Origin of the sequence: Phytohabitans aurantiacus (assembly GCF_027923225.1) — a bacterium.
Lineage (GTDB): Bacteria > Actinomycetota > Actinomycetes > Mycobacteriales > Micromonosporaceae > Phytohabitans > Phytohabitans aurantiacus.
Map to the genome: position 1 here is coordinate 54,727 of NZ_BSDI01000039.1, position 19,709 is coordinate 74,435.

The window sequence follows — 19,709 nt, forward strand, 5'->3', positions numbered from 1 at the left end:
TCTACTGAACCGATGGGATTAGTGGGAAGACCCTCCGGTGCTGGTGGTTGAGTGCACGGGGTCTTGCCGCTAATGTACGGACCGGTACGTTAATACGGCGAGCGGAGTTGATCATGTCCGCACTGGCTAAGACGGCTTTGGCTCTCGTGCTCGTCACCGGGCTGCCGGGTGCGGCGGTGCCGGCCGCGCACGCCGCACCGGCCCGCGACGAGGTTCCCATCCCCGCCGTCAGCGGCCTGATTCCCTCCACGGTGGGCAGTGCGGACCGCGACTACACGTTCTTCGCCAGCGACCTCGATCTCGCCGGCCGCGGCTACGTCGAGCAGGAGTTCTTCTACAGCGGTAAGGCGAACGTGTACGACGCGACCGTCGCACCCGGGATCGGCGCCCGGCCGACGCCGTCGCCGACGGCCAGCATCGTCTCGACCGGCCATCCGTACCGGACGCGCATGGTGGTGCGGCGGCCGGCCCGACCGGCGGCGTTCAACGGGACCGTGGTCGTGGAGTGGCTCAACGCCACGAGCCAGTACGACGTCGAGGCGCTGTGGTTCCGCACCCACGAGTTCCTCCTGCGCGAGGGCTACGCGTGGGTGGGCATCACCGCGCAGAGCGCCCCGATCACCAATCCGACGCTCGGGCTCAAGGCGTTCAGCCCGCTGCGGTACGGCAGCCTCGACCTCACCAGCGGCGGGACGCTCACGTCCGGCGATCCGCTGTCGTTCGACGTGTACGCACAGGGACTGCGTGCGGTGCGCGCGACCGGCGTGCTCGGCAACCTGCGTGCCCAGGTACGCACCGTCGTCGCGGCGGGCGTGTCGCAGTCCGCCGGGCGGGTGTCGGTGTTCGTCAACGCGGTCCAGCCCCGCACCCGGGCCGTCGCCGACGCGGCCCTGCTCTACATCGGTGGCGAGCGGCTGCGCGCCGACCTGGACCTGCCCGTGTTCAAGGTGCTGTCGGAGACCGAGTTCACCGGGCCACCCTCGGCCAACGAGATCAGCTCGCTGCAGCCGGACACCAACCGGATGCGAACGTGGTCGATCGCCGGGGCGTCGCACTCGGACTGGGCCTCGTTCGCGGTCCGCTACGCCCTGCTGCGACGCGATCAGCCGGCGGCACCACTGCGCGACAACTGCGCCCGGCCCAGCCGCAGCCGCATCCCGGACCGGTACCCGCTGTCCGCCGCGATCCACCATCTGGCCGGCTGGGCCCGGCGGGGCGTACCGCCACCGGCGGCGCCGCTCATCGCACTCGCCCCGGACGGTGTCACCGTGCTGCGCGACGCGCACGGCAACGCGCTGGGCGGCCTGCGGCTGGCACCGTTCGAGGTGCCCGTCGCCCTCGACACCGGCGTCAACGAGAACCCGCCCGGTGGCACCGGACTGTGCTTCCTCAACGGCACGCACGTCCCGTTCGACCGGCAGACGCTGCGAGCGCTGTACCCCGACCGGCAGGCGTACCTGCGGCAGTTCGTCCCCGAGGCGTGGCGGAACGTGTTCGCCGGCTACGTGCTGCCCGCCGACGTGCGGGAGATGCTGCGGGACGCGCACGGCTCGCTCGCCGGCCGCGACCTCGAATGCGGACCCCTGTGCGCCAACGTCGCGCAGTTTCCCATCCAGCCGTCGACCCAGCTGCTGCGTGACCACACCGCCTTCCTCTACCTGCGGGGCGGCGACCAGCTCGTCCGGACGCTCGACCAGGCCACGTTCGCGGTGGCCCGCGGCCAGTCCGAGCCCGCGCGGCGGCAGCGCCACTACGGAGAGGCGATCCGGTCACTGGAGCGCTACCAGTCACTGCTCGACCGGGAGCATCAGCGGGGTCACGCGACGGCGGAGCAGGTAGGGCTGCTCGGAGGGTACGCGCGGATCCTGATCGAGGGCCTGTCGTCTTGAGGAGCCCTAGCCCTGGACGGCTCGGCTGGTCGCGATGGCGGCGTATCGGCCCGCGCTCGGCTTCGGGGTGCGGACGAACGACTCTCTGTCCACTGTGTGCAGACCGAAGTGGAAGGAGTATCCGCCGGTCCACTCGAAGTTGTCGAGCAGGGTCCAGTGGCAGTAGCCGAGCACCGGTACGCCGTCGTCGATCGCGTCGAGCAGGCCGGCCAGCGACGGGGCGATGAAGCCAGCCCGCAGGGTGTCGTCTTCGACGCCGATGCCGTGCTCGGTCACGAAGACCGGCACGCCGCTGACCTCGTGGGCGTACCGCACAGCGCCGCCGAGCGACCCCGGGTCGATCGCCGAGCCCAACTGGTTGAGGGTGGCGCCTCGCGGCGGCGACAACAGCCCGGCGGCGTCGTAGGCCGCGCTCTCGTAGTTCTGGATGCCGACGAAGTCGTCGTCGCGGGCCAGCCGCAGCCAGTGGTCGTACACCTCGGCGCGCTTGAGGTCGCGAAGCGTCGAATCGTCGCCGGCCACCCGGTCGTCGACGATCGCGATGGACAGGCCCACGGGCAGGTCGGCCCGCCGGGCCTTCAGTGCCTCCCGGGCGGCGAGGTGGCCCGCCGCCATGCCGTCGCGCATCGCGTCGAACTCCTCCGGGAGCATGATGTTGCTGACCCGGTAGCGGGGGACGCCCGCCGCGACGCTGGCCGCCTCGAGCGTGGCCCGCTCCAGCTCCCGGACCGACGCGGGCAGGTCCACCCAGGACAGCAACTGCGGCAGGTTCGGCTCGTTCAGGGTGACGGCGGAGTGAATCCGGTCGCCGAACTGGTCCATGACCGTGTCGCAGTACCGGGCGAACAGCGCCGGCGCGGCGGGATCGAGCCAGCCGCCGCGCTTGGCGAACCAATGCGGACAGGTCATGTGGTTGAGGGTCACCACCGGCGCCAGACCGCGTTGCGCGCAACCGTCGACAATGGCCGCGTAGTGCGCCAACGCCTCGCGGGAGAAGGTGCCCTCGGTCGGCTCGATCCTGGCCCACTCCAGGGAGAACCGGAAGGCGTCCAGCCCCATGGCCTGTACCAGATCGAGGTCTTCGCGCCACAGCTCCCAGCTGTTGCAGGCGCGGCCGGAGCGCGCGGCGAAGACGGACGGCTCGACGTTTTCCAGGAACCAGGTGTCGCTGTCGGTGTTGTCGCCCTCGGTCTGGTGACCGGAGGTGGCGACGCCGAAGAGGAAACCGTCGGGGAAGCGCCTCATCCGGCAAGGGTAGGTCATCGCAGCGTCGCGTCGGGGGAGCCTCCGATGTGGTCGAGCTCCGCCCTCGTCGGCAGACCCTCCCAGTCGCCGTGCGCGGCGACCGCTGCCGCGCCGAGTATCACGCCGCGCCGCAGCCGTTCCGGCACGGGCAGCCCGTCGAGGAACGCGGACAGGTAGCCGGCGGTGAAGGCGTCGCCGGCGCCCACGGTGTCCACCACGGTGACCGCCCGAGCCGGCTCGTCGTGCCGGCCGGTGCCGGTGTACGCCGACGCACCCCGCGTGCCCCGCTTGACCACGACCTCGCGCACGCCCAGGTCGAGCAGCGCCCTCGCGCGGGCGGCCTCGTCTGGTCCGTCGCAGACCAGCGGGAGCTCGTCTTCGGAGGCGACCACGAGGTGGGCACCGGCGGCCAGCGGGCGCAGCACGGCACTGGCCCGCTCCCGTGGCCACAGCTTGGGCCGGTGGTTGACGTCGAGGCAGACGGTCGCGCCGGCGGCCCGGCCCGCCTCGACCGCGTATCGGACGGCGGCGGCCGGATCCTCGCCGAGGGCGGGGGTGATGCCGGTGACGTGCAGGACGCGGGCGCCCAGCGCGACCGCGGCGGAGACGTCGGCCGGGGCGAGGCGTGCGGCGGCGCAACCCGCACGCCGGTAGTGCGCCCGGGGCGTGCCGCCCGGTGCCCGGTCGAACAGCAGCATCCCGGTCAGTTCTCCGGGCGCCACGACGGCGGCGGACACGTCGACGCTCTCGGCGCGCAGGGTTCGCAGTACCAGCGCGCCAAGCTCGTCGTCGCCGACCCGGCCGACCCAGCGGGCCGCGTGCCCCAGCCGGGCGAGTCCAATGGCCACATTGGACTCCGCGCCGGCGATCGAGAGCCGCAGGTCGCCGCCGAGCCTGAGCGGGCCGGTGCCGCGTAACGCCGCCATCGTCTCGCCCAGGGTCAGCAGGTCGACTGTCACCCAGCAATTATGGGGGAGGGCGAGACGAGGTGGTGGGCGTAGGCGCCGGTGGTGAAGAAGGCCGGCAGGTCCTCGTCGAGCGCGTGCTGCTCGAACACGGCCGCCGCTCGCGCCAGCCGCTCGTGGTCGGCGGCCGGCCGTTCGGCGCGCAGCGCGGCCAGCTCGTGCTCCACGATGGACTGTACGAGCTCCGCCGTGACCACGCCGCCATCGGCGAGCGCGGTGCCGTGCTGGATCCATTGCCACACCTGGCAACGCGCGATCTCAGCGGTCGCCGCGTCTTCCATCAGGTTGAAGATAGCCACCGCGCCGGCACCGCCGAGCCAGGCGTCGAAGTAGCGCAGCGCCACCGCGATGTTCGCGCGCAGCCCCGCCTCGGTGACCTGTCCCGGCGTCCGGTCGACGGCCAGCAGGTCGTCGGCGGTCACCGACACGTCTTCGCGCTGCCGGTCGAGCTGGTTCGGCCGGTCGCCCAACACGCTGTCGAAGACGGCGCGGCAGACCGGCACCAGGCCGGGGTGCGCCACCCACGAGCCGTCGAAACCGTCGCCGGCCTCGCGCTCCTTGTCGGCGCGCACCTTCGCCAGCGCGACCTCGTTCGCCTCGGCCTCCCGGCTCGGGATGAACGCGGCCATGCCACCGATGGCGTGCGCGCCGCGCTTGTGGCAGGTCCGCACCAGCAATTCGGTGTACGCGCGCATGAACGGTACGGTCATCGTCACGTCGGCCCGGTCGGGCAGGACGAAGTCGGGCCGGTGACCGAAGTTCTTGATGGTGCTGAAGATGTAGTCCCACCGGCCGGCGTTCAGCCCCGCTGAGTGCTCGCGCAGCTCGTACAGGATCTCCTCCATCTCGAACGCGGCCGTGATGGTCTCGATCAGAGTCGTCGCGCGGATCGTGCCCTGCGGGATGCCCACGTACTGCTGCGCGAACCGGAAGACGTCGTTCCACAGTCGAGCCTCGCGGTGACCCTCCAGCTTCGGCAGGTAGAAGTACGGCCCGCCGCCGGCGTCGAGCTGCCTTTGCGCACAGTGGAAGAAGTACAGTCCAAAGTCGACGAGGCTGGCCGAGATGGGTCGCCCGTCGACCGTGATGTGCTTTTCCGTCAGGTGCCAGCCGCGCGGGCGCACCACGATCGTGGCCGGGTCGTCACCGAGGGCGTAACTCTTGCCCTCGGCCGTGGTGAAGTCGATCCGCCGGTCGATGGCGTCCACCAGGTTGAGCTGTCCGCCGATGACGTTGTGCCACGTCGGAGCGGTGGCGTCTTCGAGGTCGGCCAGCCAGACCTTCGCGCCGGAGTTCAGCGCGTTGATGGTCATCTTCCGCTCGGTGGGGCCGGTGATCTCGACCCGCCGGTCGACAAGGCCCGGCGCCGCGGGGGCGACCCGCCAGGTCGGGTCCTCGCGGATGGCGGCGGTCTCCGGCAGGAACCCCGGCAGGTCGCCGAGGGCGTACCGGGCGCGCCGGGCCCGCCGGGTGTCCAGCAGCGCCACCCGGCGACCCGCGAACTCGTCGTCCAGCGCGGTGAGGAAGTCCAACGCCTTGGCGCTGAGGATCTCCTCGTACCGCTCGGCCATCGGGCCCGTGACCTGGATTCTCACGCGAACTGCTCCTCTTCGGTCGACCCGCGCAGCGCGGTGGTCTCGGCCTGCGGGTTGAGCACCGTGCTGATCAGGTCGAAGTACCCGGTGCCGACCTCGCGCTGGTGCTTGACCGCGGTGTAGCCGTCGGCCTCGGCCGCGAACTCCCGTTCCTGCAACGCCACGTACGCGCTCATGCCATCGGTGGCGTAGCCGCGCGCCAGGTCGAACATCGAGTAGTTCAGCGCGTGGAAGCCGGCGAGGGTGATGAACTGGAACTTGTACCCCATGTGGCCCAGCTCCCGCTGGAACTTGGCGATCGTGGCGTCGTCGAGGTGCTTGCGCCAGTTGAACGACGGCGAGCAGTTGTACGCCAGCAACTGGTCGGGGTACCGCACCTTGATCGCCTCGGCGAACCGGCGAGCCACCTCCAGGTCCGGCGTGCTGGTCTCCATCCACAGCAGGTCGGCGTGCGGGGCGTACGCCAGGCCGCGAGCGATGCACGGCTCCACGCCGTTGCGAATCCGGTAGAAGCCCTCGCCGGTGCGCTCGCCGGTGATGAACGGCTGGTCCCGCTCGTCCACGTCGGTGGTGATGAGCGTGGCGGCCTGCGCGTCGGTGCGCGCGACGACCACCGACGGCACGCCCGCCACGTCGGCCGCGAGCCGGGCGGCGTTGAGGGTGCGGATGTGCTGCCCGGTGGGGATCAGCACCTTGCCGCCCAGGTGACCGCACTTCTTCTCCGAGGCGAGCTGGTCCTCCCAGTGCACCCCGGCGGCGCCCGCAGTGATCATCGCGGTCATCAGCTCGTACGCGTTGAGCACGCCACCGAAGCCGGCCTCGGCGTCGGCGACGATCGGGGCGATCCAGTCATGTCCAGAGGTGGTGCCCTCCGCGGTGGTGATCTGGGCGGCCCGCAGCAGCGCGTTGTTGATCCGGCGCACCACCGCCGGCACCGAGTTGGCCGGGTAGAGGCTCTGGTCCGGGTACGTCTGCCCGGCCAGGTTCGCGTCCGCGGCCACCTGCCAACCGGACAGGTAGATCGCCTTGAGGCCGGCGCGCACCATCTGCACCGCCTGGTTGCCGGTGAGCGCGCCGAGCGCGTGGACGTAGTCCTCCTCGTGCATGAGGTGCCACAGCCGCTCGGCGCCGCGTCGGGCGAGGGTGTGCTCCTCCTGTATCGCGCCCCGCAGGCGCACCACGTCGGCAGCGGTGTACGTGCGCTCCACGCCGCGCCATCGGGGATCGGTGGACCACTCGCTCTGCAACTGTTCCGCCATTGCGGTCATCACGGCCTCCTAGAATGGAATACGGCCACCGTGACACGTCGATATCGCACCGGTCGAGGTACGGAAACAGCCAATTATTGAAAACCTGTCGATAGGGTTTTGCAAAGTTGCGAAAGCGTGCCTTAACAGGGGTGTTAATGTGAGGGATGGCCAAGACCTTCGCCGGTGCCCGGCTGCGCCGGCTGCGCGAGGAGCGCGGGATCAGCCAGATCGAGCTGGCCCGGCAACTCGGCATCTCCCCGAGCTACCTCAACCAGATCGAGCACGACTCGCGCCCCCTGACGGTCGCCGTGCTGATCCGGATCACCGAGACGTTCGGCGTCGACACGGCGTACTTCGCTCCCCACGACACGCCCCAGCTCGTCGCCGACCTGCGCGAAGCGCTGCCGGCCCGCACCAGCCTGCCCGAGCTCACGGAACTGGCCACCAAGCTGCCCGAGGTCGCGGCGGCGGTGATCGACCTGTTCCGCCGGTACCGGCAGGCCGACGACCAACTCGCCGAGGTCGTCGGCGACCGCGAACTGATCGCCGGCCACAGCCCGCACGACCAGGTGACCGACTTCTTCTACCGCCGGCAGAACTACATTCCCGACCTGGACGAGGCCGCCGAGGCGCTGGCCGGCGGCATCGGGGTGCGCCGGGGCGAGACCTGGATCGCGCTGCGTGACCGCCTGGCGGAGCGCCACGACATCCGGATCGTCCGCGAAGACACCGACGCGCTGGCCGGCGAGCTGCACCGGTACCGGCCGGGCACCCGCACGCTGCACCTGTCGACCTCGTTGCGCCCCGGCCAGCAGGCCATCCGGATGGGTGCCCAGATCGCCCTGCTGGAGTGCGCCGACGTCATCGACGAGATCATCGAGGAGGAGAAGTTCGAAGACGTACAAACGAAGATCCTGACCCGAGTGGGCCTTGCGAACTATTTCGCAGCCGCACTGATCCTGCCATACGGAAGATTCCTCGAAGCCGCCGAGAATACGCGATACGACATTGAGCTTCTCACCGATCATTTCGCGATGGGCTGGGAGAGTATCTGTCACCGGCTGAGCACCCTGCAACGCCCGAAAGCGCGCGGCGTACCGTTCTCCTTCGTCCGGGTGGACCGCGCCGGCAACATGTCCAAGCGCCAGTCGGCCACCGGCTTCCCCTTCTCCCGCTCCGGCGGCACGTGCCCGCTGTGGAACGTGTACGAGGCGTTCAGCGCACCGGGCCGCGTGACGGTCCAGGTCGCCGACATGCCCGAAGGTCAGCGCTACCTCTGGATCGCCCGCACGGTCACCCGCCACCACGGCGGCTACCGGCAGCCAGGCAAGGTGTTCGCGATCGGCCTGGGCTGCGAAACCCGCCACGCCGGCCGCCTCGTCTACTCCACGGGCCGCGACCTGCAAGCCGCCGACGGCGCCACCCCGATCGGCCCAGGCTGCAAGACCTGCGCCCGGATGTCCTGCCCCCAACGCGCTGCCGCCCCGATCGGCCGCAGCCTAGACCTAGACGAAAACCGCAGCACCTTCATCCCCTACCCCTTACGCGACTAACTCTCCATGCGCTCCGCGCGTCACCACCGCGGGCTGCGCGCGTGCGGTTCTCGCCGCCGATCAAGGGCGAATGCACGTGGTTGGATCTCTTTTCCGCGTGCGTCCGCTCCCAGGCCGGTCCGGCACGGCGTGTCGCCACGCCGCTTCCGCCGATCAAGGGCGAACGCACGCGGTTGGATCGCATTTCCGCGTGTATTTGGCCTTGATCGATGCGAATGCCCTTGATCGCCGCGCCGCGCGTGCGTCTCGGCCGCTGTGCGTCGTGCGTCGTGCGCGGCGTGATGTGGGTCGCGGGCTGCGCGCGTGCGGTTCCTGCCGCCGATCAAGGGCGAATGCACGTGGTTGGATCTCTATCTCTGCGTGCGTCCGCTCCCAGGCCGGTCCGGCACGGCGTGTCGCCACGCCGCTTCCGCCGATCAAGGGCGAACGCACGCGGTTTGATCGCATTTCGCGTGCATTCGCCCTTGATCGATGCGAATGCCCTTGATCGCGGCGCCGCGCCGTGCGCCCGCCGCCGCACGCGTCCGGTTCGTCCGCTTCGCGGTCGTCCGTCCCGCGCGATCGTCCGTCCCGCGCGGGCCGCGGGTTCGTGCGGTGTCCGGTTCGTGTGGGTGTGCGGTGCTCGTTGGCGGCTGGCCTGCGGCCGGCGGCCGGCCAACGTGGCCCACGACGGCGCCGCGCCGCCGCCGCGGGCCGTCCTACTCGCCGCGTCGCCGCTAGCATCGTCCTATGTGGACGGCGCGCGGCCATCGATGTGCCGTAAGGCACCGGCGACGGGGGAGGCCGCGTCGACGTGCGCGGCGGGCGTGAAGCCGAGAGGGGCGGGATTTGGGCTGCCGCGACGTCCGTCGCGGCCAAGGCCGTTGCTCCCGCGGCCTCGCCCTCCGCGTTTCCATGACCCACCCCCGGCCGGTGGTTGTGGACCGCGCAGGGTGAGGCTGCGGGAGCCACGGGCATGGACCGCGACGGGCGCCGCGGTAGCCCGAGACTCGATCTTGATCCTGAAAGCTCAGCGATGATCCTGTTGGGGAACGTTGCCCGGCTGCCGTCGTCGAGTTCATCGCTGGTGGCCAGGCTTCCTCTTGACGGTCGGCGGATCGACTTCTAGTGTCGGCCGCAGTTTTGTGGAAAACGTTACCCACTGGAGGTTCGGGATGGACCGCAGGGCGATGATCTGTGGGGCGCTGTCGGTGGCGGCCGGGATGAGTGTGCCGGCGGTGTTTCCGGCGGTGGCGCGGGGCGCGGGGAGAACGGACGAGGCGGCGACGCGCTACGGGAGGGTGCGGGGGAGGCGCGAGGACGGGATCGTCAAGTTTCTCGGCGTGCCCTACGCTACGCCGCCGCTTGGCGAGCTCCGGTTCAAGGCGCCGAGGCCGCTCCGGCCCTGGTCCGGGGTGCGCGAAGCGGTGAGTTTTCCCAATCCGGCGTTTCAGGTGGCCGGCAACGAGATGGGGCCTAACGGCAACGGCCGGATGCCGGCGCCCTCCGAAGACTGCCTCTACCTCAACATCTGGACCCCGGCCGCGGACTGCGAGCGGCGGCCGGTGATGTTCTACAACCACGGCGGCGGCTACATGATCGGCTCCGGTTCCGCTACCGGGCAGGATGGCACGCATCTGGCCCAGCTGTACGACGTCGTGGTGGTCGAATCAAACCACCGGCTGGGCATGTTGGGTTACCTGTTTCTGGGCGATCTGGCCGGTGGTGACTACGCCGCCAATCAGGGGATGCTGGACATTCTCGCGGCGCTGCGCTGGACGCGGGAGAATATCGAGCACTTCGGGGGCGACCCCAAAAACATCATGGTCTGGGGCGAGAGTGGCGGCGGCGCCAAGACCGCGGCCATTTACACCATGCCGGCCGCCGCGCCGTTGTTTCACAAGGCTTCGATCGAAAGCGCCGCGCCGTTACGCTTCCCCACCCGCCAAGGCGCGACCGCTCGGGCCAGGCGCACGCTGGAGCTGCTGGGATTGTCCATAGGGGACATTCCGCGGTTGCGCGAGATTCCGGCGGAGCGGTTGCTGGAGATCCAGCAGTCCGAAGCCGCGAACGGGGTCGCGCCCTGGGGCGACCCCGACCCGCTGCCCGGCTTTGGCGCCTTTGTCGATGGCAGCGTGATCCCGCGGCACCCGTTCGCCGATGGCGTCGCACCCTTCTCCGCCGGCAAGCCGCTGATGTGCGGGACATGCCGCGACGAAACGGTGTTCTTCAGCCTCTTCGGGCCGCGTGACATCTTCAGTATCGACGAGGCTGGCCTGCGTACGAGGTTGAGCACCACGTATCAGGGCGCCGAACTTGACCGGGTCATCAGGACCTTCCAGGCGTCGAGGCCGGGCGCGACGCCGGCGCAGCTCTACTTCGCGATCACGACGTCGCCCATCTGGCGGGACGCGATAAGGATCGCGGAGGCCAAGGTGGCGCAGCGCGCCGCGCCCGTGTACATGTACCAGCTCGCCTACCAGAACCCGACCCTGGTCCCGGGCACCAATTTTCCGCTCGGCTCGCCGCACGCGTCGGACATCAATCTCAAGTTTGCCAACACCGACAAGAACCTCGACTTCTTCCTCTACGCGGATCAGTCGCCGGGGCGGTTGGCGACCGCGCGGCACATGAGCGGACTGTGGGCGGGCTTCGCCCGCACGGGACGTCCACATGCGAGGGGCGTGCCCACCTGGCCCGCCTATACGACGAGGAGCCGCGCCACGATGTGGCTCGACGCCGAATGCCGGATCGTCGACGACCCCGACCGGGCGGAGAGGCTGTTCTGGGAGAACCGCGCCTGATGCCCGTTTCGCGGGATGCCGGCCGGCATACTGGCCGTAGTTCAGCGATATACCGGAGGCCATCATTCTTACCGTCAACGCCATCGCCGCGCCGTCCGCCACCGAGCCGCTCGTGCGCACCACGATCGAGCGGCGTGATCTCGGGCCGCGCGATGTGCTGATCGAGATCAGCTATGCCGGGATCTGCCACTCCGACATCCACACGGTGCGCGGCGAGTGGGGTGCCGTGCCGTATCCGCTCACGGTCGGCCACGAGATCGTCGGGCACGTCACCGAGGTCGGTGCCGATGTCACCCGGCACGCGGTCGGCGACCGGGTCGGCGTGGGCTGCATGGTCAACTCGTGCCGCGAGTGCGCGAACTGCCGCGCCGGGCAGGAGCAGTACTGCCTGCAGGGCAATGTGGGCACCTACGCCAGCGTCGACCGCGACGGCACCGTGACCCAGGGCGGGTATTCGACGCACGTCGTGGTCGACGAAGACTTCGTGCTGCGGGTGCCCCACGCCATCCCGCATGAGGCGGTCGCCCCGTTGCTGTGCGCGGGGATCACCACGTACTCGCCGCTGGCGCACTGGAAGGCCGGCCCGGGCACGAAGGTCGCCGTGGTCGGCATGGGTGGCCTGGGCCACATGGCGGTCAAGATCGCGGTCGCGATGGGCGCCGAGGTGACCGTGCTGTCGCAGACGCTCGGCAAGAAGGACGACGGGCTGCGCTTCGGCGCCGAGGACTACCAGGCGACCAGTGACCCGGCGACGTTCGAGGCCCTCGCCAACACCTTCGACCTGATCATCAACACGGTCAGCGCGTCGATCGACGTCGGCGCCTACCTGGGCCTGCTGCGACTGGACGGCACCATGGTCAACGTCGGCGCCCCGCCGGAGCCGCTGCCGGTGCGGGTGTTCTCGCTGTTCAACAACCGGCGCTCGTTCGCCGGATCGAGCATCGGCGGCATCGCCGAGACCCAGCGGATGCTGGAGTTCTGCGCCGAGCACGGCATCGCCCCCGAGGTCGAGGTCGTCGACGCCGACGCCGTCAACGACGCGTACGAGCGGGTGCTGTCCTCCGACGTCCGGTACCGGTTCGTGATCGACATCGACTCCCTGCGCTGACGCGCGAGCCCTAGCGAATCCGAGCTACCGCGACGGTCGTCGTGGCCGAGGCCGTTGCTCCCGCGGCCTCACCCTCCGCGTGTGGTCACGCTCGCCGCTCGCCGTCGCCACGCCGACCGGTCACGGCCGCGGGTTGTGGGAACGCGGTGGGTGAGGCCGCGGGAGCGGCGGTCTTGTGCGCGGCGGGCGTCGCGGTAGCTCGGATTTCGGTCCTGGTTCTGGGCTTGTCCTTGTCCCGCGAAGGGCTGTCGATCAAGGCCATGTGCGTGGATCAAGGGCGAATGCACGCGGAAAAGAGATCGAACCACGTGCATTCGCCCTTGATCGGCGGGCTGGCCGGCCGCCGGCCGCGCGGGGCGGCGCAGCGCGGGCGGCACGGGCGGGGCGGGGTGTCTATGGGGTGGCGCAGGTGAGGGACGTGGCGGATGGGGTGCCGCTGCTGATGAAGCCGAACGTGGTGGTCGCGCCCGCCGCCAAGGCGCCGTTGTAGGGGGCGTTTCGCACCGCGGCCGCGCCGCTGCCGGTGACCAGCGTGCCGTTCCAGACCTGGCTGATCTGGCCGCCGCCCATGGTCCAGCGGACGGTCCAGCCGTTGATCGCCGAGTTCCCGGCCCGCACCGTCATCTCGCCCTGGTAGCCGCCGGACCAGGTGTTGACGGTCTGGTAGGTGGCCGCGCACGCGCCGCCGGGCGGCGGCCCGGTCGGCCCGGGCGTGGTCGGCCCGGCCGACGGGCTGGAGGTGGGCGGTGTCGCGCTGGTCAGCGGGCAGGTGTTGAGGTACTGCGACAGCCCGGACATGTTCGTCGTCGGGCAGAAGAACTGGTGGTAGCGCGCGTCGTTGTCCACGAAGATCTTCAGCCAGGGGATCCAGTTGCGCGCGATCGCGGTGGTCGGCTGCCCGATCTGGTTGTGGCCCGCGCCGGCGAGTTCGATGTACGCCTTCTCGACGCCGGCCGGGATCCCGTTGTAGGCGTTGCGGTTCTGCCCCACCAGGCTGTCGTTCTGCATCGCGGTGATCAGCGTCGGCACCCGGACGTTGGCGGCGCTGCCCGGGAAGAACGGCGCGTTGGGGATCGACGCCTTGAGCGTGGGGCGCCGGAGCACCGCTTCGAAGGCGCCGCCACCGCCCATGGAGTGCCCGGCCACGGCGAGCCGGCTGGCGTCGACCCGGGTGCGTACCGAGCTGGTCTGCGTCAGGTAGTCCAGCGCCGCCAGCAGCTGGGAGCCGCGGCTCGCGGTGCTGTCGTTGAGCCCGAGCGTGTCGATGCCGAACACGACGAACCCCTGCGAGGAGAGCCTGGGCCCCAGCCACGCGATGCCGGGCCAGGTGCCGTTCAAGCCGGGGGAGATGGCGACCGCGCCGAAGGTGCCCTGGCTGGTGTCGGTCGGGTAGTAGATCACGCCGCCGCCGAAGTTGCCCTGGCGCGGCACGGTGACCGACGCGGTGGCGAACGGCCCGGTCGTCGCCGAGATGCTCTGTGGGGTGGGGTCCGGACCCCGCTGGTACGGGTTGTCAGCCGCGGCGGCCTCCAGCGCCACCGCGACGCTGGCGCCGCACAGGAGCGCGGCGACGGATCCGATCGTCCATAACCGTTTCATCGATCCTCCCTGCGTGGAAAACGTTGCCCACTATAGGTGGCTGTCGATGGCCTGGACAAGGGTCCTTCCTGGAGGAGGATCCCGGGGAACGTTGCCCGCCAGATGGAGCCGCTCGGCCCGGGACCCACCCCCGGGCCGAGCGGCCGTTCGGGTTTAGGTGGTGCCGCCGGTCACCGTGGTGCCGGACCTGGTGATGAAGTACGTGGTCGTCGCGCCGCTCCAGAAGTGGAAGGTGAGAGTGACGCGCCCGTCGTTGACCTCGGCGAAGAACTCGGGCTTCAGGATGATCGTGTTGGCGTTGTAGTCCGGCTGGAAGTGCTGCCAGAACTCCTTGTAGGTGGTCCAGTTGGCCGGTCCGGCGGGCGTGCCGTCGGCGTACCTGGCCTCCATGGTGGCCAGCTGGTCACCGCGGAACTGGGTCGGGATCGTGAACGAACTTGTCGTTCCCGAGGCGCCGGCCTGTGTCGGCGGGTCGTTGCTGATGACGCTGATCTGCCACGGCACGCCGGTGGAGAAGCGCGCCTCGATGGTGGCGTTCACCCCGTAGGCGCGGTTGCCGGCCAGTCGCGTCAGGGCCGCCGCGGTGAGCGTGAGCGTCGCCCCGGACACGGTGTAGTCGGCGCCGTTGGCCAGCTGCGTGTTGCCCTGCCACAGCCCGCGGAACGTCGTGCCGTTGAGGTTGAGGCTGAGCGACTTGCTGGTGATGGCGGTGCCGCGGGGCACGTAGACCTGGTCCGACGAGGCGGTGCCGGAGCGGGTCGTCCAGCTCGCCTTGAACATCTCGTACACGCCCTGGTCGCGCCACTGCAAGGTGTTGCGGTTCAGGAACTGGCCGGCGTCCCACACCATCGTGGTGAGGTTTCTGATCCGGGCGTGGTAGCCGACCGCTTCGAGGAACTTCAGGAACTCGCCGCGCTCGATGACGCCGGGCCGGTTGTGGTCCCAGTTGAGCAGCGCCCACTCGCCGACGATGACGGGTATCCCGCGGTTGACGAACGCGTTCTGGACCCGGTCGAAGGTACCGGTCAGGTCCTGCTCCACATTGGAGTCGTATCGGGTGCCGCCGGCGATGTTGACGCTGAACGGCCACCATCCGTAGAAGTGGACGGTCGCGGCGAGGTTGGGGTCGTTCAGCTGGTTGAACGTGGCGTTCAGCGCGTCCAGCTTGGGCTGGTCGGCGTTGGTGAACAGGGTGGGCAGCACGAGTACCCGGGTCGCGTTGTTGCCGCCCGACTGGCGCACGATGCGCACGAACTCGACGTTGAGCTCGTTCAGCAGCGGGTACGCCTGGTCGTCGGTGACGTTGGCGAACTGCGGTTCGTTGATGCTCTCGAACAGCACCCTGCCGGAGTAGCCACGCAACGATGTGGACAGTTGCGTCCACAGTGCCCGGTACCGCTCCATCACGTTCGCGCGGTCACTGGGATACGTGTTGATCCACTGCCAGGAGTCGTGATGGAGGTTCACCAGCACGTAGAGGTCTTCTTGTAGCGACCAGTCGATGATCTGGCGTACCCGGTTGAGCCACGTCGCGTCGATGGTGTACGCGGGTGCCGGGCCGTGGTGGTTGCTCCAGGTCACCGGGAGCCGGATGCTCCGATACCCCTGCGATCGCACGTGCCGCAGCAGCGCCTGCGTGGTCAGCGGGTTGCCCCAGGCCGTCTCGTCGGGGATCGCGTCGAGCGTGTTGCCCAGGTTCCAGCCCGGCTGCATCGCCGCCACCGTCGCCATCGGGTTGCCCGGCGGCTGCGGAGACGTCGACGGCGAGGCCGAGGGGGACGATGACGGCGACACCGAGGGCGACACGGTCGGCGACGTCGTGCCGCCCACGTTGCCGGTACAGGCGACGCCGTTGAGCGCGAACGACGTGGGTGCCGTGTTGGTGCCCGACCACGAGCCGTTGAAGCCGAACGAGACCGTGGCGTTCGTGGCGATCGCCGCGTTGTAGCTGGCGTTCACCGCGGTGTGCTGATTTCCGGAGGCGGTGACCGTGGCGTTCCACGCCTGGGTGACGCGCTGGCCGGACGGGAACGTCCACACCAGACTCCAGCCGTTGACGGGGTCGCCGAGGTTGGTCACGCCGACGTTGGCGGTGAAGCCACCGGGCCATTGGGACGTCGTCGAGTACGCCACCCGGCAACCGGCCGCGGCCTGGGCGTTGACCGCCATGGCCATCCCGGCCACCAGCAGCGCGACCACGCCACCGGCGAGGGCGCTGAGCCGCCACCGGGTCCTTCGTATGCCTTCCACACTCACGAATGACTCCTCAGCTCGTTGCCGTACAGCTCAAGGTGGGGGCGCCGTTCGTGCCGAGCCACTGACCGACGAAGCCGAAGGTCGTGCTCGCGCCGGCGGCGAGGTTGCCGTTGTAGTTGACGTTTCGGGCGGTCCAGGTGCCGCCGTCCGGGGTGACCGAGGCGTTCCAGATCTGGCCGATCGTCTGCCCGTCGGGGAAGCGCAGGGTGACCGCCCAGCCGGTGACCGGGCTCGAACCGGCGGTCACCTTGACCTCGCCCTGGTAGCCGCCGTTCCACTGGCTGGTGAGGGCGTACGTGGCCGAGCAGCCGGCGTTCGGCGCGGGCGTCGGCGGCGGGGTGGTCGGGTCCGGCGGGCCGCCGGGGAACCGCACGTCCGAGCACATGTAGTAGTTCTGGTCGGCGTGGCCGGCGCGCCAGACGGCGTACACGATGTGCCGGCCGGTCCGTCCGGGCGCGCTGATCTGGAACGGTCCATAGTCGACACCGTTGAGCAGCGGGTCGTTGGGCCTCGTGGGCCACCCCGAGTCCGGGAACGCGCCGGTGTCTTTGACCAGTTCCAGGTCGCTCCAGCGCAGCCGCTGGGTGACCGGGTTGAAGCCCTGCTTGGTGACGTAGATGCGGATGTACGCCGAGCCGTGGCGGGCCTGGTCGTGCATGGTCCAGCTGAACGTGTTGTTGACGTTCTGGGCGCGCCAGAGGCCGGGGTTGTCCAGGGCGGCGTACGTGTCGTCACCGCCGCCGCACAGATGGCCGTCCGGCACGCGCGCCTGGTGGTCGTTGTTGACGTTGTCCTGGATCAGGCCGTTCCAGGTCCACATCGCGGCCGGGTTCGCCTGGTACGCCTGCCAGCACATCGGGTCCTGGACCTTCATGGCCGGATTCAGCCAGTCCACCCACCGGGTGGCGCAGCCGTAGTGGCGCGACGGCGGGTCGATCGCCGACCCGTGGGCGTCGGCGGGCCGGGCGTCGATCAGTAGGGCGGTCAGCGCGATCAGGGCCATTGCGGCGACGGCCAGCAGCCGGCGCGGTAGTGCGACAGAAGACATGAACCCTCCAGTAGTCCTGATGGGGGGCTCGCGGACGCTTGCCCTGAATCCGCGAACGCTGCATGGCTCCCGCAGCGAAAGTTTCTGTGACGGGACCGTACGCCTTTCCTAGATTCACGTCAATGGATGCGCTTTAGGTGGCGAATTGGGTGCTTAGTCGGGAAAGTTTCCACGCCAGAAGGCGGCGACGATCGAAGCGCCGAGGGTAAGGGCGACAACGCCCACGTAGTTCCACGCGCCGAGCGCTTCCACCGGACCCACCGACAGCAGCGTGTAGACCAGCAGCCAGGCGGCGCTGGCGAAAAGCGCCGCTGTGAAGAGGGCACCGTGCCAGGGCGGCGAGGGTCGTGTGGACATGAGGCGATCGTATGTAAGTGCAGTTGACACAAACAAGGTTCTTGTCAACGGAATTGATGTGTGCCACCGTCATGACATGACTACGTCCTGGCGAGACGGTCGTCGATACCTGTGGCCCTCGGCGATCGTGGTGCCGATCCTGCCGTTCCTGAGCTTCGGCCTCGTGCGACAGACCGGCGACGGCGGCTGGTGGTGGTTGACCGCGGTGCTCGTCTTCGTCGTGATCCCGATCATGGATGTGGCGGGCGGCGACGACGTCGGCAACCCACCCGACGAGGTCGTCAAGCAGCTGCAGGACGACCGGTACTACCGGTGGCTGACCTACCTGTACCTGCCCTTGCAGTTCGGCGCCCTGGTCCTCGGCGCCTGGCAGTGGCGGGCCGGTGGCCTGGACTGGGTCGGGCGGCTCGGGCTGCTGTCGGCGGTCGGCACGGTCAACGGCATCGCCATCAACACCGCGCACGAGCTGGGGCACAAGCGGGAGAGCGTCGAGCGCTGGCTGTCGAAGATCGCGCTGGCGCCGACGGCGTACGGCCACTTCTATGTGGAGCACAACCGCGGCCACCACACGCGGGTCGCCACCTTCGAAGACCCGGCGAGCGCGCGGATCGGCGAAAGTTTCTGGCGCTTCTGGCCGCGAACGGTGCTGGGCAGCCTGCGGTCGGCCTGGCACATGGAGACCAACCGCTTCACCGTGCGGCGGCGCTCACCATGGACACCGCGCAACGACGTGCTCAACGCCTGGCTGATGACCGCCGTGCTGTTCGCCGCGCTCACTGTCGCGTTCGGACCGGGCGTGCTGCCGTTCCTTGTCGCGCAGGCGGTCTGGGGGTTCTCGCTGCTCGAGGTGGTCAACTACCTGGAACACTACGGCCTGGCGCGGCAGCGCAACGCGGCCGGCAGGTACGAGAAGGTCGACGAGCGGCACAGCTGGAACAGCAACCGCTTGACCACCAACATCTTCCTATACCAGCTGCAGCGCCACAGCGACCACCACGCCAACCCCACCCGGCGCTACCAGGTGCTGCGCTCGTTCGACACATCCCCGCAGCTTCCGGCCGGCTATGCGACGATGATCGTCGTGGCGCTGATTCCTCCACTGTGGCGACGGGTCATGGACCATCGCGTGCTCGCCCACTACGGCGGCGATCTGAGCCTCGCCAACGTCCATCCGCCCGCGCGCGCCCGGCTGGCGGGTTCCCAACTCTCCGGAAGTCCACAGTGACGCCTGCTCCCGGCCGGCAGCGCTACGTCGATCGGGCCCGCGTCGCGATGCGGGAGTCCATCCTGCGGGCGGTCGAGGAGCTGATCCGGGACCGGGGCTGGGAAGCCACCCGCATGGCCGACGTCGCCGACCGGGCCGGCGTCAGCCGCCAGACCCTCTACCAGCTCTACGGCTCCCGCGACGCACTGGCGCAGGCGTACGTGCTGAGCGAGACCGAACTGTTCCTCGGCACCGTCGTCGACGCCGTTCGCGGCCGGGCCGACGACCCGCTCGCCGCGATCGAGGCGGGGCTCGACGCGTTCCTGACCGGCGCGGCCGACAGCGTGATGGTCAAGGCGATCCTGCAAGGCCACGCCGGCGACGAGCTCCTGCCGCTGGTGACCACGCAGGGCCTGCCCGTCATCCAGGTCGCCGAACGCGCGCTCACCGACGTCATCGCCGAACTGTGGCCGCAGATCCAGGCCGACGACGCCCGGCTGTTCGCCGGGTCGATCGTGCGGCTGGCGATCAGCCACGTCACCGCGCCGACCGGCACCCCCGACGCGACCGTCAAGGACATCGTGCGCCTGCTGACCCCGTTCGCGGTCCAGGCACTCAGCTAAAAGACCAATCGGGCTACCGCGACGCCCGCCGCGGTCCATACCGCTGCTCCCGCGGCCTCACCCTCCGCGTCCCCACGCCCTCGCCCCCAGGCCGGGCCGGGCCGGCGTGTCGCCACGCCCGGGTCGTCGATCAAGGGCGTATGCACGGCTCTTCGCCCCGATGTGTGGGTTGGGGTCGGGTTGGTGATTGGGGCACGCCGTTGCCTGGCCTAGGTTTCGGACTGTCTGACGGTT

The 19,709-nt window shown here is 69.8% G+C and carries 14 protein-coding genes; 6 read left to right on the forward strand and 8 right to left on the reverse strand.

From position 1 onward, the window contains the following. The first annotated feature begins 113 nt into the window (after window positions 1–113). Window positions 114–1,889 (forward strand): alpha/beta hydrolase domain-containing protein, encoded by a 1,776-nt coding sequence (locus QMG73_RS31385; protein ID WP_281901704.1) that lies wholly within the window; start codon window positions 114–116, stop codon window positions 1,887–1,889. Between the two features lie 6 nt (window positions 1,890–1,895). Here QMG73_RS31385 and QMG73_RS31390 read toward each other — a convergent pair whose 3' ends face one another. Genes QMG73_RS31390 through aceA form a run of 4 tightly spaced genes read right to left on the reverse strand, consistent with a single transcriptional unit; the run spans window position 1,896 to window position 6,962 of the window. Continuing rightward, a complete protein-coding gene (locus QMG73_RS31390; RefSeq protein WP_281901705.1) occupies window positions 1,896–3,134 on the reverse strand; it encodes a glycoside hydrolase family 1 protein in 1,239 nt (412 codons plus the stop codon). A gap of 14 nt (window positions 3,135–3,148) precedes the next feature. Beyond that, window positions 3,149–4,093 carry a sugar kinase gene (locus QMG73_RS31395; RefSeq protein WP_281901706.1) on the reverse strand — a complete coding sequence of 315 codons (945 nt, stop codon included), beginning with the start codon at window positions 4,091–4,093 and terminating at the stop codon, window positions 3,149–3,151. After that, a complete protein-coding gene (gene aceB / locus QMG73_RS31400; protein ID WP_281901707.1) occupies window positions 4,090–5,694 on the reverse strand; it encodes a malate synthase A in 1,605 nt (534 codons plus the stop codon). Before aceB ends, QMG73_RS31395 begins: the two co-directional genes overlap by 4 nt. Beyond that, entirely contained in the window at window positions 5,691–6,962 is a 1,272-nt protein-coding gene (aceA, locus tag QMG73_RS31405) for an isocitrate lyase (RefSeq protein WP_281901708.1), read from the reverse strand. Before aceA ends, aceB begins: the two co-directional genes overlap by 4 nt. 146 nt (window positions 6,963–7,108) lie before the next feature. On the opposite strand from aceA, the gene QMG73_RS31410 reads away from it, so the two are divergent. From QMG73_RS31410 to QMG73_RS31420, 3 genes are all read left to right on the forward strand, one after another. Next, on the forward strand, window positions 7,109–8,497 hold the full coding sequence (locus QMG73_RS31410) for a short-chain fatty acyl-CoA regulator family protein (protein ID WP_281901709.1): 1,389 nt from the start codon (window positions 7,109–7,111) through the stop codon (window positions 8,495–8,497). Between the two features lie 1,154 nt (window positions 8,498–9,651). Beyond that, the gene (locus QMG73_RS31415; protein ID WP_281901710.1) at window positions 9,652–11,280 is read left to right on the forward strand and encodes a carboxylesterase/lipase family protein; all 1,629 of its coding nucleotides are present in this window, start codon (window positions 9,652–9,654) and stop codon (window positions 11,278–11,280) included. Between the two features lie 64 nt (window positions 11,281–11,344). Further along, window positions 11,345–12,388 carry an NAD(P)-dependent alcohol dehydrogenase gene (locus QMG73_RS31420; protein WP_281901716.1) on the forward strand — a complete coding sequence of 348 codons (1,044 nt, stop codon included), beginning with the start codon at window positions 11,345–11,347 and terminating at the stop codon, window positions 12,386–12,388. A gap of 393 nt (window positions 12,389–12,781) precedes the next feature. Here QMG73_RS31420 and QMG73_RS31425 read toward each other — a convergent pair whose 3' ends face one another. The 4 genes from QMG73_RS31425 to QMG73_RS31440 all read right to left on the reverse strand — a co-directional run bounded on the left by QMG73_RS31425 (window position 12,782) and on the right by QMG73_RS31440 (window position 17,648). Then, the gene (locus tag QMG73_RS31425) at window positions 12,782–13,987 is read right to left on the reverse strand and encodes a poly(ethylene terephthalate) hydrolase family protein (protein ID WP_281901711.1); all 1,206 of its coding nucleotides are present in this window, start codon (window positions 13,985–13,987) and stop codon (window positions 12,782–12,784) included. Between the two features lie 153 nt (window positions 13,988–14,140). Further along, on the reverse strand, window positions 14,141–16,243 hold the full coding sequence (locus QMG73_RS31430) for a cellulase family glycosylhydrolase (protein WP_407676883.1): 2,103 nt from the start codon (window positions 16,241–16,243) through the stop codon (window positions 14,141–14,143). 10 nt (window positions 16,244–16,253) lie between these two features. Continuing rightward, complete coding sequence (locus tag QMG73_RS31435; RefSeq protein ID WP_281901712.1) at window positions 16,254–17,291, reverse strand: lytic polysaccharide monooxygenase auxiliary activity family 9 protein; 1,038 nt, start codon at window positions 17,289–17,291, stop codon at window positions 16,254–16,256. A 153-nt stretch (window positions 17,292–17,444) separates the two neighbouring features. Continuing rightward, entirely contained in the window at window positions 17,445–17,648 is a 204-nt protein-coding gene (locus QMG73_RS31440; RefSeq protein ID WP_281901713.1) for a cell division protein CrgA, read from the reverse strand. 76 nt (window positions 17,649–17,724) lie between these two features. Between QMG73_RS31440 and QMG73_RS31445 the strand changes: the two genes are divergently transcribed. Beyond that, the gene (locus QMG73_RS31445; RefSeq protein WP_281901714.1) at window positions 17,725–18,873 is read left to right on the forward strand and encodes an alkane 1-monooxygenase; all 1,149 of its coding nucleotides are present in this window, start codon (window positions 17,725–17,727) and stop codon (window positions 18,871–18,873) included. Next, window positions 18,870–19,475 carry a TetR/AcrR family transcriptional regulator gene (locus tag QMG73_RS31450; RefSeq protein WP_281901715.1) on the forward strand — a complete coding sequence of 202 codons (606 nt, stop codon included), beginning with the start codon at window positions 18,870–18,872 and terminating at the stop codon, window positions 19,473–19,475. Before QMG73_RS31445 ends, QMG73_RS31450 begins: the two co-directional genes overlap by 4 nt. Window positions 19,476–19,709: the final 234 nt, after the last annotated feature.

What these genes read in the sequence shown, in the direction of transcription:
- QMG73_RS31445 (WP_281901714.1), top strand. Translation starts at nt 17,725, where the DNA reads ATGACTACGTCCTGGCGAGACGGTCGTCGATACCTGTGGCCCTCGGCG.
- QMG73_RS31425 (WP_281901711.1), bottom strand. Translation starts at nt 13,987, where the DNA reads ATGAAACGGTTATGGACGATCGGATCCGTCGCCGCGCTCCTGTGCGGC.
- QMG73_RS31385 (WP_281901704.1), top strand. Translation starts at nt 114, where the DNA reads ATGTCCGCACTGGCTAAGACGGCTTTGGCTCTCGTGCTCGTCACCGGG.
- aceA (WP_281901708.1), bottom strand. Translation starts at nt 6,962, where the DNA reads ATGACCGCAATGGCGGAACAGTTGCAGAGCGAGTGGTCCACCGATCCC.
- QMG73_RS31440 (WP_281901713.1), bottom strand. Translation starts at nt 17,648, where the DNA reads ATGTCCACACGACCCTCGCCGCCCTGGCACGGTGCCCTCTTCACAGCG.
- QMG73_RS31390 (WP_281901705.1), bottom strand. Translation starts at nt 3,134, where the DNA reads ATGAGGCGCTTCCCCGACGGTTTCCTCTTCGGCGTCGCCACCTCCGGT.
- QMG73_RS31410 (WP_281901709.1), top strand. Translation starts at nt 7,109, where the DNA reads ATGGCCAAGACCTTCGCCGGTGCCCGGCTGCGCCGGCTGCGCGAGGAG.
- QMG73_RS31435 (WP_281901712.1), bottom strand. Translation starts at nt 17,291, where the DNA reads ATGTCTTCTGTCGCACTACCGCGCCGGCTGCTGGCCGTCGCCGCAATG.
- QMG73_RS31415 (WP_281901710.1), top strand. Translation starts at nt 9,652, where the DNA reads ATGGACCGCAGGGCGATGATCTGTGGGGCGCTGTCGGTGGCGGCCGGG.